Origin of the sequence: Delftia sp. 60, assembly GCF_002754395.1 — a bacterium.
In the GTDB taxonomy this organism is placed as follows: Bacteria; Pseudomonadota; Gammaproteobacteria; order Burkholderiales; family Burkholderiaceae_C; genus Comamonas; species Comamonas acidovorans.
Map to the genome: position 1 here is coordinate 2,211,604 of NZ_PEFD01000001.1, position 15,503 is coordinate 2,227,106.

Below are 15,503 nucleotides of genomic sequence, written 5' to 3' on the forward strand. Positions count from 1 at the left end.
CGGGCGCCGAAAGTGCGGGTATCTGCCTAGGCGTCGGCCGTGCAACGCCCTTCAAGGGCGTACAAAAACTGTATACACTTTGAGAATGCAGGGCAGGGCCGCGAGTGCTGTCGCGCGCCGCGCTCCGTGCATTGACCAACCAATGACAACCGGGCGGGCCAGCTCCCGCCGCACAGGAGATTTCCATGGGCCTGAGCACCCACGTCCTCGACACCATGAATGGCTGCCCCGCAGCCGGCATGGCTGTCGCGCTGTATTCCACCGATGGCGACCAGGCCACGCTGATCAAGAGCCTGGTGCTCAACCACGACGGCCGTACCGATGCGCCGCTGTTCGACAACAACAGCCTCAGGACCGGCACCTACCGCCTGACCTTCGACGTGGCGGCCTACTTCAAGGCCCGTGGCGTGCAACTGCCCGAGCCCAACTTCCTCAACAAGGTGAGCCTGGACTTCGGCGTGGCCCATGCCGACCAGCACTACCACGTGCCCCTGCTGGTCAGCCCCTGGAGCTATTCCACGTACCGGGGCTCCTGAGCCCTGGACTGCAGGCGCAGGCTGTCGGGGGGATGGCCTGGAGTGAAACCTGAAATGACGAACGGCCCGCATTGCGGGCCGTTTCTGTTCCTGTCGCTGAAAGAAGGCGGGCTACTTGCCCTTGGCGTGCCCCATGGCCACGACCAGGGCCGTGATGAAGAAGAAGGCCTGCAGCTCCAGCGCCCAGCCTCCCGAGCTGTGCAGCTGCATCACCTGGCCCGTGTGCACCAGCGCAAAGGCCACGACCATGTTGATCGCAATCACCAGCGCCGCAGGCACCACCCACAGGCCGACCAGCAGCAGCAGCGGCGCCACCACCTCACCCAGATAGACCGCATAGGCCAGCCAGCCCGGCGCGCCCGTGGACTCCACCATGCGCTCGATGCTGCCTATGCCGTAGCGCAGCTTGGCCCAGCCGTGAAAAAGCAACAGGACCGCGAGCGTGACGCGCAGCAGCACCATGGCTGCCTGGGGATGGTGAAAGTGGCTCCAGAACTTCATGAACTCCCTCGGTGTGGATAGGCCCGGTGGGCCGGGTGTTGCTGTGGGTGCATTCTGGCATCAGCGCGCTTTCGGTGTCGGCTGTGGCAGCCCGGCACGGGATTTTCAGACATTTCCTGCGGGCCTGTAGTCCTATGGCGCAACTTGTGACATGTCTCATCACAAGTACCGCAAAGCGGCCTAGCATCATCCCCAGCCTGTCTCAGAAACGGTTTGCGAGCACTGGAAGGGGTGCCCGGGACCGGGAGGCAAGGTGATCAATCCAATGAACCGATGGGGTCTCCCCAAAACGTCCAATCAAGAAAGGCAGGTTTTCCCATGCGTCAGTTTTCTTTGCGTACCGTCGTGATGGCCACTGCACTGGCGGCCGGCAGCATTGCCATGGTCGGCTGCACGACCACCAAGCCGGAAACCCAGTCCGCGCCGCGCGCTGATGCGACCACCGTCAATGCGCGCGCCAACGCCGCGCTGGAGCGGCTGTACCAGACGGCGCCAGGCTCCAAGGAAATGGTGGCCCGCTCCAAGGGCGTGCTGATCTTCCCCTCGGTGATCGGCGGCAGCTTCGTCATCGGTGTCGAGCATGGCCGCGGCGTACTGCGCGTCGGCGGCCAGAACAAGGGCTACTACAGCACGACCGGCGCCTCGGTGGGCTGGCAGGCCGGTGGCCAGTCCAAGGCTGTGATCTATGTGTTCAACACCCAGGAAGCGCTGGACAAGTTCCTGGCCAGCGAGGGCTGGTCCGTGGGCGCCGATGCCACGGTGGCCGCAGGCAAGGTGGGCGCCAATGGCAGCGTGGACACCACGACCGCCCAGGGCCCCGTGACCAGCTATGTGCTGACCAATGCGGGCCTGGAAGCCGGCGTGTCGCTGCAGGGCTCGAAGATCACCAAGGTGGTCGAGTGATCCCGGCCCTGAGGGGCCTTTGAACGAAACCGGCCTGCGGGCCGGTTTTTCTTTGTGCGGTCGTCTCAGTCGGCGCCAGCGGCGCCGTCTTCATTGGCGCTGCCCGGCGCAGCGGGCGGGAGCACGGCCTGCTCTATGCGTTCGAGGCGCTTTTCGATGCGCTCCACGGCTTCGGCGCTCATCTTGATGTCGTAGATGCTCACGGGCTCCTCGCATTCCAGCGAAGGGTCCGTCGCGGCCGACAGGCGGCCGAGCAGAGGGGCCTCGAACGTGGTCTGCAGCCGGGCCACGACTTCGGCGTTCATGGAACGGCCGGTGCGCTTGGCTGCCTCCTCGACGAGGTCCTTGAGTTCCTGCGGCAGGCGCAGCTTGTACTGAGGATCGGTCTGTTTCATCGCCGGCAATCATGGACCGGAAAGGTATTGACTGCAAGGGACCTGAAAGGTATTGTTGCTTCGGGACCAGCACGGTCCCGCGCAAGGGGAGCCATGAAGACAGTCAACCCACCGGGCCGCAGTCACCGAAGATACTCACCACAGCACCAGGAGGTGCTGGCGGTCGATGCGCTGTGCCACATGGGTGCGGCCCTGGGCGTGCTGGAGCTGCATGCAGAGCGCGCCGGCTCGGCCATGGTGTGTGCCGCGCGTGATTTGCTGCGCGGCTACCACGCCAGCGCTGACCAGGCGGTGGCCAGCCTGCAGGCCGGCCACCGCGCGGCAGGCGTGCTGCCGCAGATGTCGCAGGACCTGGGCTATGCCATCGAGGTCATCGACCGCGTGAACGATGACGCACCGGACGACCTGGTGCTCTATGCCGTGACCTGCCTGCTCAGAAGTGCCAGGAGCTTTGCCGACGGCCAGCCGCGTGAATCTGCCTGAACCGGCATGAGCCGGCATGAACCAGCCCTTGGCGGCCTGAGGCTCAGAGCTGGCCTTCGGTCAGCGTGTCGAGCTGGAAGCGGCCGGACTTGTCCCAGAGCCAGGTATCGGTATAGGTGATGCGGGCGGCGCCGGCCGGGGCGGGGAAGGGCGCGGCGGCGCGCACCAGGCGCTCGATCTCGCTCACCACTTCGGGGGCATGGCTGGGCGCGCGCATCCAGTGCAGGCGCTGGACCTGGCCGTTGCGGTCGATCTGCACCTGCAGCACGCCGATCGCGTAGAGCATGGGCGGCAGCTGGCCCTTGTAGATGCGCTCGGCATTGCGCGCATACAGATGGTTGGCCGCCACCTTGCGGTACTGCAGCTGTGCGCTGGAGGTGGCCTCGTCGGGGCGCGGGCCGGGGCCGGGTGGCGACTTGCAGGCCGTGACCAGGGAGGCAATGGCGGCCATCAGTCCCGCCCACAGCCAGGGACGGCCGGAACGTGGCTTTTGCACGGAACTGTGCTGAGAGGAATCGGGGGAATCGGGCATGATTGCGAGCGTATCCTGAAACGCTGCGGCACCGGCAGTCGGAGCGCAAAACTCAAGTGCCGCAGCGGAAAATCCCGCAACAAATTCCAACGAAGCCCGCAGGCGCCACGACGGGCTGTCAGGTGCGCCCATGTGGAGTGACACGTTCAAGAAAGTCGAGCAGGGCCTTGCGCAGGGGCCGCTGTGCTGGGTCGAGGTGATGGAGTCGCGCGGCTCGGTGCCGCGCGAGCGCGGCGCCTGGATGGCCGTGTTTGCCGACCGCGTGGCCGGCACCATTGGCGGCGGGCACCTGGAGTTCGACGCCATCGACCGCGCGCGCAGCCTGCTGCGCGACGCGGCGCTTCAGGCCGGATCGCCCGGACAGCCTGGGCAGGCCGGTCCCGCCCTCGCCGAGCACCAGCACCGCTATCCGCTGGGCCCCAGCCTGGGCCAGTGCTGCGGCGGCGTGGTGATGCTGAGGTTCGTGCTGGTGCCCCAGGGCCGCATGGACATGCTGCGCGAGCGGCTGCAGCCGCCACGCGAGTGCGTGGCGCTGTTCGGCGCAGGCCATGTCGGCCATGCGCTGGTGCGCCTGCTGTGCAATCTTCCCTACCGCGTGATGTGGGTGGACAGCCGCGATTCGGTCTTCCCCGAGGAGGAGCACGAGCTCGTGCAGTGTGAATACTCCGATCCCGTGCAGTCCGCCGTGGCCGACCTGCCCACCGGCTCCCAGGTGCTGATCATGAGCTTCAGCCATGCCGAGGACCTGGAGGTGGTCGCCCAATGCCTGAGCCGCCAGCGCCAGCACGGCGACCTGCCCTATGTGGGCCTGATCGGCAGCGCCACCAAATGGGCCACCTTCCGGCGCAGGCTGCGCGAGCGCGGCTTCAGCGATGCGGAGCTGGACCATGTGACCTGCCCCATCGGCGTGCCCGGCATCAAGGGCAAGGAGCCTGAGGTGATCGCGGTGGCCGTGGCGGCGCAGCTGCTGCAGCGGCGCAGCGCCGCGCCCGCGCAGAATCAGGGAAATCTCTAGTGAATTGATGTCGCGCAAGCCGGCTGGCTGTCGAAAAATTGCATACACTTTGTGTCTACGAAATGGTCGCAGCGGTGCACCGGCGGTATATCTACCGGGTGCGCGGCCTTTTTCTTCTGCTCAGAGCGCCCGCAGTGGTGAGCAGGTTGAACACCGGCGGCCCCCACGCTGCCAAGGTTGAGAGCTATGGAAAGCTACATTCTCGACTGGGCCAACCTGCTGTTGCGGTGGCTCCACGTCATTACGGCCATCGCCTGGGTCGGTTCCTCCTTCTATTTCGTCTTCCTCGACAGCAGCCTGACGCCGCCTGTCGATGACGACCTGAAGAAGCAGGGCGTCAGCGGCGAACTCTGGGCCGTGCACGGCGGTGGGTTCTACCACCCCGTCAAGTTCAATGTCTCCCCGCCCAAGCTGCCGGACCACCTGCACTGGTTCTACTGGGAAAGCTACACCACCTGGCTCAGCGGCTTTGCGCTGCTGACGGTGTCGTATCTGTGGAACGCCAAAATCTACCTCGTCAATCCGGCCGATCCCAACGCCATGGGCTCGGCTGCGGCCATTGCCTCGGCCCTGGCCTTCCTGGTCGTGTTCTGGCTGCTGTACGACGGCATCTGCCGCGTCTTCGGCCAGAAGAAGAACGGCGACGCCACGGTGGGCGCCATGGTGCTGGTGCTGGTGTGCATCGCGGCCTTCCTGGCCTGCCACATCTTCCCGGGCCAGGCCGCCTTCCTGCTGATGGGCGCCATGCTGGCGACCTCGATGAGCGCCAACGTGTTCTTCTGGATCATCCCCGGCCAGCGCACGGTGGTGAAGGCCCTGAAGGAAGGCCAGCCCGTGGACCCCATCCACGGCAAGCGCGGCAAGCAGCGCAGCGTGCACAACACGTACTTCACGCTGCCGGTGCTGTTCGCCATGCTGTCCAACCACTACGGTTGGCTGTACAGCCATGAGCTGAACTGGCTGGTGCTGATCCTGATGATGTTCGCGGGCGCTGCCATCCGCCAGTTCTTCGTGATGCGCCACGGCTTCAAGCTGGGCCGCAATGTCCATCCCTGGCCCTACGCCTTGGTCGGCGTGCTGGTGCTGATCGGCACGGCCGTCTGGCTCAAGCCTGCACCGGCGCCTGCCGCCGCCCCTGTGCCTGCGCCTGCCGCAGCCCCTGCAGCGGCTCCCGCTGCCGTGCAGGCGCCTGCTGGTGCCGAGCCCGCTGCGACGGCGGCGCCCGGTGCCGAAGCTGCTGCATCTGTTGCAGCCGCTGCACCTGTTGCGGCCGCTGCTCCCGCCGCCGACGGCGCTGTGGGCTACGCCCAGATGGCGCCCTTCTTCCAGCAGCATTGCGTGGTATGCCACGGTGCCGCCCTGCAGCAAAAGAATGTGCGCCTGGACTCGCCCGAGCAGGTCAAGGCCCACGCCCAGCAGATCTACCAGCAGGTGGTGCAACTGCGCAAGATGCCCTTTGGCAATCCGGGTGCCCTGAACGATGACGAGCGCAGCATGGTCAAGCGCTGGTACGAGTCTGGTGCATCGGTGAATTGATCGCTGGGCCGCGCCCAGACGCTGTCGGCGTTTGCTGTCAGCGTTCGGCGGCCAGCCACAGCCCGCAGCCTCGCAAGAGCCTGCGGGCTTTCTGTTTCAGGCAGGCCAGGCTGCTGCGGTGCCGTGCAGGGCCGGGCGCCGCGCTTCATCGCGCGGCGTGTGCAGCGCGATGGCGCCGCGGCCCGGCAGGCTTTGCGCCTTGGCCTGCTGCTTGGCCAGGGCCGCGAGGTTGGCGATGTCCTCGGGTGCCAGCACGCTGTCCGGCGTGACGCGCACCACGCCGATGGACAGCGTGGTGCAGGCAAAGAATCGCCGGATGCCGTGGCGGTCCTCGGCCCAGATGCCTCCGGCCTCGCGCGCCTGGTCGTCGAACAGCTGGCGCGCCTCGCCTGCGAAGGCGCCGACGATGCCCTCGCAGCGCCGCTGCCAGTCCTCGCTTTGCAGCAGCAGCATGAAGTCGTCCCCGCCCACATGGCCCACGAAGTCGCGCCGCGCATCGCAGTGCGCCACGGCCAGCCGCGCCACCAGGCGGATCATCTGGTCGCCGCGCCAGTAGCCGTAGTGGTCGTTGAAGGGCTTGAAGTGGTTGAGGTCGGCGTAGCAGGCCACGAAGCCGGCGCCGCTGTCCAGCAGTCGCTGCATGTGCAGGCTGATGGGGATGTTGCCGGGCAGGAAGGTCAGCGGGTTGGCATGGCGCGCGGCCTCGATGCGGGCCTCGGTCACGCGGCGCACCAGCTGCTCGCCCGTGCCCAGGCCCACATAGCGGCCGTTGTCGGTGACGATGAAGCCGTCGCTCAGGTAGCGCTGGTCCTGCGAGGTCAGGATGCCCACGAGCTGGTCCACATCGCAATCGAGCTCCACGATGCGCGGCTGCACGTTGGCAAAGGCCAGGCAGGGCTTGCGCCCGTGCACTTCGCGGAAGTACAGCGTGGCGTAGTGGTTCATGAATTGCTGGCGGTTGATGAGCGCCAGCGGCCGGCCGGCCTCCACGACGGCAATGGCATGCAGCTGCTGGCCGGCCTGGAACAGCTCGGCCACCTCGTCGTTGCTGGCCGCAGGCACCACGCAGGGCGCCTGCATCACCATCAGATTGCGCAGCACCCCCGGGCGCGCGCTGTGTCCCTGGTGGGGCATCACGGCCACGCGCGGGTCCTGGGCCACGCTGCGCGCCTGCGTGCTGATCTGGGGCTGGGCGGTTTCGGCAGGGCGGCCCAGCAGCCAGCCCTGGCCATACGGAATGCCCAGGTCGCGCAGGGTGCGCAGCTCATCCTCGGTCTCTATGCCTTCGGCGATCAGCGTGGTGCCGAAGACCTCGGCAATGCCCTTGATGGCCTGCAGCAGCTGCAGCGTGGCCGGGCGCTGCTCGATCTGGTGGATGAAGTATTTGTCGATCTTGACGAAGTCGGGCTTGGCCTCGGACCACAGGCGCAGGCTGGAGCGGCCGTCGCCAAAGTCATCCAGCGCCAGGCGCGCGCCCGTGGCATGCACGGCCTTCACGGCGGCGCAGACGGCGGGCATGTCGGTCACATGGTCGTGTTCGGTGATCTCCACCACCAGGGAGCGGGCCTGCACGCCGAAGCTGCGCACCGTGTCCCCGACCATGCCCGGGCCGCAGACCCCCACGGCCTGCACCAGCGCCTGGGCGCTGAGGTTGACGAACAGCCGGCCCGGCGCACTCTGCCGGCCCCAGTCCTGCAGCGCCACGCAGACCGCCAGCAGCTCGAATTCCCGAAGAATGCCCTCGGCCGCCGCCCCCTTGAGCAGGGCATCGGGCATGTGCAGCGGCGTTCCATGGGGGCCGCGGATCAGCGCCTCATGCGCATAGATGCTGGCGCTGCGCAGATCGGCCAGCGGCTGGAAGACGCAGTACAGGCCGCCCGCACGCATGAGCTGCGCCACGGGGCCTGCGCCGGACCGCACGGCGGCGGAGAGCACGGCCGCGGCAGCGGGCAGGCTGGCGAGCATCTGGGGATCGATCATGGGCTCAACTTTTCAGTTGGATACATTACGTTTCACTGGTGACATTCTTGTGACAAGTATGCCGCCTGCGGACCGGTGTGCTGGCGGCGGATTGACATGGCTCAAAACGCGGCGGGAGCAAAGCCGGCAAAGTTGCATGCATGTTCGCCCTGTCTTCCTTGCAAGCTTTCGCCTTCGCGCCGGGTTCCGCCCAGGTGTTGGCCGCGGGTACCTGGCTCAGGCTGCGTCGGCAGTCGCCGGATACGGTGATGTATCTGGAGCGCGGTCGCGTGCTCCTGGGCATAGGCCAGGGTGGGCAGATGCGCCACCAGCTCGGTGTCGTGGAGGGGCCTGCCTGGCTGGATGCGGCCTTTGTGCTGCAGCGGCGCGGCAGCAGCCTGGACATGCTGGCCGACAGCGATGTCCGCGTGCAGCAACTGCCCCAGGCCGACTTCCTGAAGGCCGTCTCGCAGCTGCCTTCGCCCGCCCAGCAACTGCTGCAGGACATGGCCCAGGCCTACTGCGCGCAGACCGAGCTGGCGGTGAGCCGCCTGTCCAAGGACGCCGAGGCGCGCTGCGCCCAGTGGCTGCTGCGCCATGCCATGCCGCACGAGGCTGGCGGCCTGCGCGTGACGCTGCACCTGCGCAAGCGGCTGATCGCCGCCCAGCTCGGCATTGCGCCCGAGACCTTCTCGCGCGTGCTGCGCCAGTTGCGTGAGCACGGGCTCATCGCGGGCCGGGGCAATGTCATCGATCTGCCCAAGCCGGCGGCTCTCGAAGTGCTCGCAGTAGGCTGATTCCCACGCCGCTGACGGGTGCCGGCCTGCAAGCGCCGGGCCTTGTGGGGCGGGGTATCCACTGGTTCGCGGGTTCCACCCAGTGGGACGGCTTTCGGGCCTGCATATATTGATGGCGTCATGTCACTGGACGCCCGCCGATCTCCCTTTTTCCAGGCACTGCTGGCATCCCAGGATGCTCCGCAGCTGCCGGATTCACCCTCGCGGCCGCGCGTGGCCACAGGCTGGGGCGCCATGCGCTGTACGGTGCTGGCGCTGGCCGCTGCGGCCGTGCTGCTGGCGGGCCTTGGCAGTGCCTGGTGGGTCTCGCACAACATGCGCCAGCAGACACTGGAGCGCGCCATGGCCCGGCAGGCCGACGAGGTCGATACCGTGGCGCGCATGCTGGCCGCGCGGCTGGAGCAGCAGCAGCGCCTGCTGTGGGTGCTGGCCCAGGGCATTGCCGACCAGGGCAGCGACCCGAGCCGGCTGATGGGCGAGATGCTGCGCGGAGACGCATCCGTGCGGCTGTTCGACACCCTGCAACTGGCCGACGCGCGTGGCCAGTTGCAGCTCAGCCTGCGCGGCGGCCGTTCCGAGCCCCTGGTCGATCTGGACGAAGGCGTGCGCGACGTGATGCGGCGCAGCCTGGCCGATGGCCGGCCGGTGGTCTCCACCATGGTGCGCAAGGGGGCTGATCCCGGAATGATGGAGTTGCTGTACGCCGTGCCGCTGCGCACCGGCGACGGCACGGTCAGCGGCGTGCTGTCGGCCGGCGTGCGCATGTCCGCCCAGGCCCTGCTGCCGCCCAGCATCGATCCCTCGCGCTCCGGCGGGCGCCTGCTGGTCATGCAGCGCGACGGGCAGATCCTGGCCCATTCCGACCCCTCGCGCTGGTCGGCTCGCGCCGAGGCCGAGCCCGGCCTGGGCGCGGACTGGCTGCAGGACCCCGCGGCCGGCGCAGTGCAGGTGGGCCCCGACACTCAGCGGCGCGCGGGCTACCTGGTGACGACGGCAGGCATGCCGCTGCCGCAGTGGCTGGTGGTCAGGATCACCCCCGAGGAAGCCATCGCACCCAGCCTGGCGCCGCGCGTGCTGTGGTGGCTGCTGGCCGCCGTGGCCGGTGTCGCTGGCCTGCTGGTCCTGCTGCTGATCCTGGTCACCGAACCCATGGCGGCCCTGCACCGCACTGCACGCCAATGGCTGGCGAGCCAGGGAAGGCTGATGGCCGAGGAGCCCGATCCCGCGCCCGAACCCGAGCCGGGCCATGCCGAGGAAGGCGGCTGGCGCATGCCCTGGACCCATGCCTGGGGCGAAGCCTCCACGCTGTGGCAGGCCCTGCACCGCCTGGGGCAGATGGGGCAGGAGCAGGCGCACGAGGTCGGCCGGCTGCAATTGCAGCTGCAGACGCTGATGGATTACGCGCCCGTGGGCCTGGTGGTCACGCGGTCGACGCATCTGGAGCTGGTGGGCCTGCAGGCCGCGCGCATGCTCGGCTACCCGCCGCGCGAGCTGCAGGGGCAGGCGATACGCCAGCTGTGCGCCTCCGACGCGGCGCACATCCAATTGCTGGAGCGCGTGCGCAAGGACCTGGACATGTACGGCCAGTTCGACAGCGAGCAGTGCTTTGTCCGCAAGGACGGCCGCCCCATCTGGGTGCGCCTGCACGGCCAGAGCCTGCAGCGCCTGCAGCGCGGCCTGGAGCCGCGCGCCGTGGTGCCGGCAGACCCCACCCTGGTCTGGGTGGTCGAGGACGTGACCATGCAGCGACTGGTGCGCGAGCAGCCGGGCTGGAAGGCCATGCACGATCCGCTGACCCTGCTGCCCAACCGCGAGGCCTTTGCCATGCGCCTGCATGAGTGGCTGCAGGAATGCAGTGCCGCCCAGCGCCTGCCGGCCGAGGCGCTGCAGCAGGGTGAATCCGCCCTGCAGCAGAGCGATAACACCGCCGTCGCCACGGTAGAGGAGGCGCAAGAGGAAGAGGCAGAGGAGGAGACCGTCGGCCTGCAGCAGCATGGCGTGATCCTGTTCCTGGACCTGGACCACTTCGCCCACGTCAACCAGCAGGGCGGCCATGCGGCGGGCGACGAGGTGCTGTGCCACATGGCCCGGCTGATCGACAGCGTGGTCCGGCCGCTGGGCTGGGTGGCGCGCCTGGGCGGTGATGAATTCGCCGTGCTGCTGGCGGGCACCTCGGCGGAGCAGGGCATGCTGCTGGCGCAAAGCCTGTGCATGGCAGTGCAGGACTGGGAGGGTGCCCATGAGGGCCAGCGCTATCTGATGGGCGCCAGCGTCGGCATGGTGGTGCTCGATGCCCGCCAGCACACGGTCAGCAGCGCGCTGCGCTCGGCCGACATGGCCTGCTATGCGGCCAAGCGCAAGGGCCGCAACCGCGTCGAGGTGCTGGAGGCTGCCTGAGCGCCGGGGCCGTGCCTCACTCGAAGGATTCGCTGAAGCGCCGCAGTCCTTCGGGATCGATCAGGGTCAATGCGCCATAGGAGACGCGGACTGCTCCGATGTCCTCCAGCTCCCCCAGGGTGCGATTGACGATCTGGCGCGACACGCCGGCCAGGCTGGCCAACTCCTCCTGCGACATGCCCAGGTGCCGGTTGCCGGTGTCCGGATACAGCCTCGAGTCGGTCAGCTCCGAGATGCAGTGCGCCACATGGCGGCTGGAATGGTGCAGCCGCGCATGCTCGCAGCGGCCGATGAACTGGCCCAGGCGCGCATTGAGCTGGTCCAGCAGGAAGCGGTTGAAGCCGAGGCTGCGCTCCAGCAGCCAGTGAAAGGTGCTGGCCGGCATCAGTGCCACCAGCGTATCCTCGATCGCCGTCGCGTCGAACGGCCAGCATTCGTGCTTGAGCAGTGTGCCCTCGCCGAACCAGCAACCCGGGGTAAAGGTGGCCAGCGTAGTGCTGCGCCCGGTAGGCGACAGCGCATGGATCTTGACCGCTCCCTGGACGACACCGGCCCAGTGGCCGGCCCGGTGCGTCTTGTGGCAAAGCGGGGTGCCGGCCGGTATGTGCCGCAACAGCACCTCCCGCCGCAACCTGAGCAGGTGGGCCCTGCTCAGGTGGGTCGCAAAGGGCGCGGACTTGAGGACGGCGTTGATCGTGGGCGGCTGCATGGTGCTTGATGCAAATCTTCAATGAAAGTCTGCTGCTTCATTGCATGAATTGGCACGCTGCAAACCCTGATCACCGGCCCCCGGACCCCTGCGGGACTTCGCGCAGGGTGCAACTCAATCGTTGCGCGAGACCGGCGCAGGCCCGGCCTTGGTGCCCGCCGGGCCGGCACTGAAATCGGTCAGGAAGGCCGCCTCCTGGCTCTGGCCCGTTCCGGCCTGGCTCCAGTCGCACACTCCCGCCGCAAACACTGCGGCAAGGCGCTTTTGCTGGGCCGGGCTGAAGGTGATGCCGGCGTACTCCGGGCTGGTGAACGAAAGGGGCTTGAGCTGGCACTGGTAGATGTCCTCCGCGAGCGGACCTCCGGCCACCTGGCGTGGTGACAGGGTCGGCTTGAGGGGACAGGCTGGGTCGTCCAGGGCCAGGACTTTGTCGAGATCCGAAGGGGCGGCTCCCGTTGCGGCGATGCATCCATCCCTGACATCCGAAGGCCTGTTGCGCACCACTTTCTGTGCCAGCGCAGCGCCGGTGGTGTCGCGCTCCACGGCGGTCAGCCAGCGGTCCATCATGACAAAGGCCTCGCGTCGCATGGCCGGGGCGATCAGCAGCGGGACCATGCCCTTGCTGGCACGGATCACATGGTTGTCATGGTGGCCGTTGGCAGCATCCAGCCGTGCGCGTTGCTGCAGGCTGCGCCAGGTCATGTGGATGTCGCTGCCGCCCTCGGGCCGCAGGTCAATGATGGCCACCTGGGACAGGTTCCTGCCGTTGCTGGTGAGGCCACTGCTGTAGAGCCTGGGCAGCAGGCTGGCCACGGCCCGCTCGCGGGCTGCCGGCCGGGACGCAGTGCCGCCGGTCCAGTCCATGTCGTTGGTGTAGCTGCCGATGCCTTCGTTGAGCTGCACGAAAGCCTCCGCGTCGATGGCGCCCGACTGCAGTGCCTTAAGTCCGTACTGCAGGGCCGTGTTGTCATACGGCAGCTGCGGCTTGGTGTGGCCGTCGGTGTCCTTGAACGTCCCGAACACTGGTACCAGCATGTCGTGGATCGAGCAGCGCACGCCCTGGCCGCGTGTGCGCGGGTCGTAGACGATGGAGGCGGGAAAGCCCACGCCGCAGTTGTCGGGCAGCCGGGGGTTCTGGGGGGCGATGAAGCTCCCTACCCATTTGTCGCAGTAGCTGGCCGGATGGCCATTGATGGCGGCCTTCGCGGTGTCGCTCAGTGCCTGTCCTGCGGCCGTCCTGTAGTAGCTGGACAGCAGGCCGCAGTCGCGTGTTTCCATCCAGGTGGACACCGCATCGGGATAGCTCAGCCCCGTCTGTATGCCCTGCAGCAGACCCGGCATGGCGGAGGCGATCACTGTCTGCATCATGGAGCCACCCGAGTCGCCGTCGCCCATGGTGTAGCGCACTTCGCCGTAGTTCTCGATCAGATGCTCCTTGATGCGCATCATGTTCTCGGCGGCCAGCAACTCGTTGTTGTTGTGCAGGTGGTTGGTCAGCATGGCTTTCACGACCATGTGGCCTGCCGCGAGCGCGTTGGGGTCGAAAGGCAGGCTGCCGCTGAACTGGTCGAGGAGGTTGACCGCCGGCTCCTGGAAGCGATTGCCGGAAGCGGCTGCGCCGAATCGCCACAGCACCTTGCCGTTCCATCCCTTTTGCGGCTCCCAGGGCGTCCAGGCCTGCGCGGGGTCATGGTAGGCCAGGATCTGGAAGGTGCCGCGGCCCATGACGCCAGTTTCCATGCGCAGCAGGTGCTTGACCGTATCTCCGCGGTCGTTGGTGAAGTCGGCGATCTCGCTGTCGGCCGGGCGCTGCGATGGGTCGTAGGCCACATGGCAGGGCGTGGCGCCTGCCGGACCCATCGTGCAGGCGCTGCCTTGCCTGGCCTTGGGCATGTAGTAGTAGGTGTACTGGGTCCTGGTATTGCACTGGACATCCACCGGATCGGTATCGAGACCGCTGACGCGCGTGGTCACGGTCGCCGACAGTGCCGTGCCGGGCACGGAAACGGTGGCTTGCGCGCCATTGCGCGTGGCGCAGATCCACGGCGCGGTCTGCGGCCCGGCGAAGATGGGATCGCCCCGGCCATGGTTGGTGATGTCCAGCCGTGCCCTCGCGCTGCCGGCCGCCGTGGCGGTGAGGGTGTTGGCGCCCACCTTCAATCCCTCGACCCGGCCCAGAATCCGGCCATTGGCGCGCTGGGCGAACCGGGCGGTGACATCCGTGCCATTGAGCGCCACCTTCAGCGCACCGGGCGGGCTGCCCTTGGGCAGCACAATTTCAATATAGGCATTGCCGTCGCTGATCATGTCGGCCCGGTTGGACAGGCTGCGTATCTCGATGACACCCAGGCCTGAGTCACCGCTGCCGCCGCAGGCGGTCAGCACACTGGCGAGCGTGGCTGCGGCCACCATGCCCGAAAAAGGGGTTGGCTGTTTCATCGTCTTGTCTCCTGCAATCCACTTCCTTTTGAAGCGATTTCATTGAATCACGCTAACAGTCTGCAAGTCTGTATAGGTTTGGACAATGATTTGCCGACGACTGGCTCGCATATTGCATGTGCTGCGTGCACAAGTGTTTAACCGCCTCTGCCCAGGGCATTCTTGGTGCTTGTATCTAGCTGGCGGGGGTCATGGCTGGGTTACGCTGCGGGCTCCCCATGACCTGCGGCGCGTCCCCGGCGCGACCGCTCTTTTTTTCGCTGATTGCTTCGCTACATGCGCGACCAGGCCCTGTTCGACAAGATTGATCTGCACCTGATACGGGTGCTGCACACGGTGCTGACCGAGCGCAGCGTCTCGCGTGCCGCATTGCGCCTGGGCATGCACCAGCCGGCGGTGTCCGCCGCGCTCAAGCGCCTGCGCGACCTGGCCGGCGATTCGCTGCTGGTGCGCTCGGGCGCGCACATGCAGCCCACCGAGGCCGGGCTGCGCATGGTGCAGCCGGCCGCCGACATCCTGCGCGCGGCCGAGGGCCTGTTCAGCGATGCACGGCATTTCGATCCCCGCACCTCCACGCGCACCTTCCGCATCGCCGCCAGCGACTACCTGGACCCGCTGTTCCTGCCGCGCCTGGTGGCCCATCTCAAGACCGAGGCGCCCGGCTGCCCCGTGGACATCCTGGCCCTCAACGGCGACGCGCACTACGAGGTGCAGCTGGCCCAGGGCGATGTGGACGTGGTGATCGGCAACTGGCCCGAGCCGCCGCAGGGCCTGCACATGGCCAGCCTGTTCGAGGACGAGGTGGTCTGCCTGGTCAGCCCCCAGCACCCGGCCGTGCGCCGCGGCTGGGACGTGGCCCAGTGGCTGGAGGCCGAGCACATCGCGCCCACGCCCACCTATCCGGGCGCACGCGGCGTGATCGACGACCAGCTGTCCCGCATGGGCCTGCAGCGCCAGGTGGCGGCACGCTGCGCGCATTTCAGCCTGATCCCCGACATCGTGGCCACCAGCTTGCTGGTGCTGACCACGGGGCGGCTGTTTTGCGAGCGCTTCAGCCAGCGCCTGCCCCTGGTGATCCTGCCCTGCCCGGTGGAGTTCGCGCCGCTGGTGTACTACCAGCTGTGGCACGCCCGCACGCACATGGGCGCCTCCACGCGCTGGCTGCGCGACGCCGTGCGGCATGTGGCCCTGATGTCCCGTGCCCGCTAGGCGATGGCGGCAGGAACCGCCTTTTTGGTGAACAAAGTGGTGGTCGATATGAGGGCCGCCGAGGCGGTTTCAAGGACTTGTGTTCCAGTTTG

Annotated in this window: 14 protein-coding genes; 8 read left to right on the forward strand and 6 right to left on the reverse strand. The window is 67.6% G+C overall.

The features are described 5' to 3' along the window. Positions 1-185: 185 nt before the first annotated feature. A complete protein-coding gene (gene uraH, locus CLV01_RS10000) occupies positions 186-536 on the forward strand; it encodes a hydroxyisourate hydrolase (protein WP_012204044.1) in 351 nt (116 codons plus the stop codon). A 111-nt stretch (positions 537-647) separates the two neighbouring features. On the opposite strand, the gene CLV01_RS10005 is transcribed toward uraH, so the two are convergent. Continuing rightward, positions 648-1,037: a DoxX family protein gene (locus CLV01_RS10005; protein ID WP_034391114.1), complete on the reverse strand. Its 390-nt coding sequence runs from the start codon at positions 1,035-1,037 to the stop codon at positions 648-650. A 318-nt stretch (positions 1,038-1,355) separates the two neighbouring features. On the opposite strand from CLV01_RS10005, the gene CLV01_RS10010 reads away from it, so the two are divergent. Beyond that, complete coding sequence (locus CLV01_RS10010; protein WP_013803704.1) at positions 1,356-1,940, forward strand: BPSL1445 family SYLF domain-containing lipoprotein; 585 nt, start codon at positions 1,356-1,358, stop codon at positions 1,938-1,940. A gap of 65 nt (positions 1,941-2,005) precedes the next feature. Here the strand turns inward: CLV01_RS10010 and CLV01_RS10015 are convergent, their stop codons facing one another. Then, the gene (locus CLV01_RS10015) at positions 2,006-2,335 is read right to left on the reverse strand and encodes an Arc family DNA-binding protein (protein ID WP_065346743.1); all 330 of its coding nucleotides are present in this window, start codon (positions 2,333-2,335) and stop codon (positions 2,006-2,008) included. A gap of 93 nt (positions 2,336-2,428) precedes the next feature. Between CLV01_RS10015 and CLV01_RS10020 the strand changes: the two genes are divergently transcribed. Further along, positions 2,429-2,818, forward strand: coding sequence for a hypothetical protein (locus CLV01_RS10020; RefSeq protein ID WP_099734400.1), 390 nt, complete (start codon positions 2,429-2,431; stop codon positions 2,816-2,818). Positions 2,819-2,861: 43 nt separating this feature from the next. Here the strand turns inward: CLV01_RS10020 and CLV01_RS10025 are convergent, their stop codons facing one another. Beyond that, positions 2,862-3,350: a hypothetical protein gene (locus tag CLV01_RS10025; RefSeq protein WP_065346741.1), complete on the reverse strand. Its 489-nt coding sequence runs from the start codon at positions 3,348-3,350 to the stop codon at positions 2,862-2,864. Between the two features lie 130 nt (positions 3,351-3,480). Here CLV01_RS10025 and xdhC point away from each other — a divergent pair, with 130 nt between their 5' ends. Together xdhC and CLV01_RS10035 are read left to right on the forward strand one after the other, a co-directional pair. Then, entirely contained in the window at positions 3,481-4,365 is an 885-nt protein-coding gene (gene xdhC / locus CLV01_RS10030) for a xanthine dehydrogenase accessory protein XdhC (protein ID WP_099734399.1), read from the forward strand. A 186-nt stretch (positions 4,366-4,551) separates the two neighbouring features. Beyond that, the gene (locus tag CLV01_RS10035; RefSeq protein ID WP_099734398.1) at positions 4,552-5,901 is read left to right on the forward strand and encodes a urate hydroxylase PuuD; all 1,350 of its coding nucleotides are present in this window, start codon (positions 4,552-4,554) and stop codon (positions 5,899-5,901) included. A gap of 96 nt (positions 5,902-5,997) precedes the next feature. Here the strand turns inward: CLV01_RS10035 and CLV01_RS10040 are convergent, their stop codons facing one another. Beyond that, a complete protein-coding gene (locus CLV01_RS10040) occupies positions 5,998-7,881 on the reverse strand; it encodes an EAL domain-containing protein (RefSeq protein ID WP_099734397.1) in 1,884 nt (627 codons plus the stop codon). Positions 7,882-8,021: 140 nt separating this feature from the next. Here CLV01_RS10040 and CLV01_RS10045 point away from each other — a divergent pair, with 140 nt between their 5' ends. Together CLV01_RS10045 and CLV01_RS10050 are read left to right on the forward strand one after the other, a co-directional pair. After that, a complete protein-coding gene (locus tag CLV01_RS10045) occupies positions 8,022-8,657 on the forward strand; it encodes a Crp/Fnr family transcriptional regulator (protein ID WP_013803698.1) in 636 nt (211 codons plus the stop codon). 120 nt (positions 8,658-8,777) lie between these two features. Then, on the forward strand, positions 8,778-11,054 hold the full coding sequence (locus tag CLV01_RS10050) for a sensor domain-containing diguanylate cyclase (RefSeq protein WP_099734396.1): 2,277 nt from the start codon (positions 8,778-8,780) through the stop codon (positions 11,052-11,054). Positions 11,055-11,070: 16 nt separating this feature from the next. Here CLV01_RS10050 and CLV01_RS10055 read toward each other — a convergent pair whose 3' ends face one another. Beyond that, entirely contained in the window at positions 11,071-11,763 is a 693-nt protein-coding gene (locus CLV01_RS10055; protein WP_099734395.1) for a Crp/Fnr family transcriptional regulator, read from the reverse strand. A 114-nt stretch (positions 11,764-11,877) separates the two neighbouring features. After that, a complete protein-coding gene (locus CLV01_RS10060; RefSeq protein ID WP_099734394.1) occupies positions 11,878-14,202 on the reverse strand; it encodes a DUF6351 family protein in 2,325 nt (774 codons plus the stop codon). Positions 14,203-14,478: 276 nt separating this feature from the next. Here CLV01_RS10060 and CLV01_RS10065 point away from each other — a divergent pair, with 276 nt between their 5' ends. Beyond that, positions 14,479-15,411 (forward strand): LysR family transcriptional regulator, encoded by a 933-nt coding sequence (locus CLV01_RS10065; RefSeq protein ID WP_012204057.1) that lies wholly within the window; start codon positions 14,479-14,481, stop codon positions 15,409-15,411. Positions 15,412-15,503 lie beyond the last annotated feature (92 nt).

What these genes read in the sequence shown, in the direction of transcription:
- uraH (WP_012204044.1), top strand. Translation starts at nt 186, where the DNA reads ATGGGCCTGAGCACCCACGTCCTCGACACCATGAATGGCTGCCCCGCA.
- CLV01_RS10005 (WP_034391114.1), bottom strand. Translation starts at nt 1,037, where the DNA reads ATGAAGTTCTGGAGCCACTTTCACCATCCCCAGGCAGCCATGGTGCTG.
- CLV01_RS10010 (WP_013803704.1), top strand. Translation starts at nt 1,356, where the DNA reads ATGCGTCAGTTTTCTTTGCGTACCGTCGTGATGGCCACTGCACTGGCG.
- CLV01_RS10015 (WP_065346743.1), bottom strand. Translation starts at nt 2,335, where the DNA reads ATGAAACAGACCGATCCTCAGTACAAGCTGCGCCTGCCGCAGGAACTC.
- CLV01_RS10020 (WP_099734400.1), top strand. Translation starts at nt 2,429, where the DNA reads ATGAAGACAGTCAACCCACCGGGCCGCAGTCACCGAAGATACTCACCA.
- CLV01_RS10025 (WP_065346741.1), bottom strand. Translation starts at nt 3,350, where the DNA reads ATGCCCGATTCCCCCGATTCCTCTCAGCACAGTTCCGTGCAAAAGCCA.
- xdhC (WP_099734399.1), top strand. Translation starts at nt 3,481, where the DNA reads ATGTGGAGTGACACGTTCAAGAAAGTCGAGCAGGGCCTTGCGCAGGGG.
- CLV01_RS10035 (WP_099734398.1), top strand. Translation starts at nt 4,552, where the DNA reads ATGGAAAGCTACATTCTCGACTGGGCCAACCTGCTGTTGCGGTGGCTC.
- CLV01_RS10040 (WP_099734397.1), bottom strand. Translation starts at nt 7,881, where the DNA reads ATGATCGATCCCCAGATGCTCGCCAGCCTGCCCGCTGCCGCGGCCGTG.
- CLV01_RS10045 (WP_013803698.1), top strand. Translation starts at nt 8,022, where the DNA reads ATGTTCGCCCTGTCTTCCTTGCAAGCTTTCGCCTTCGCGCCGGGTTCC.
- CLV01_RS10050 (WP_099734396.1), top strand. Translation starts at nt 8,778, where the DNA reads ATGTCACTGGACGCCCGCCGATCTCCCTTTTTCCAGGCACTGCTGGCA.
- CLV01_RS10055 (WP_099734395.1), bottom strand. Translation starts at nt 11,763, where the DNA reads ATGCAGCCGCCCACGATCAACGCCGTCCTCAAGTCCGCGCCCTTTGCG.
- CLV01_RS10060 (WP_099734394.1), bottom strand. Translation starts at nt 14,202, where the DNA reads ATGAAACAGCCAACCCCTTTTTCGGGCATGGTGGCCGCAGCCACGCTC.
- CLV01_RS10065 (WP_012204057.1), top strand. Translation starts at nt 14,479, where the DNA reads ATGCGCGACCAGGCCCTGTTCGACAAGATTGATCTGCACCTGATACGG.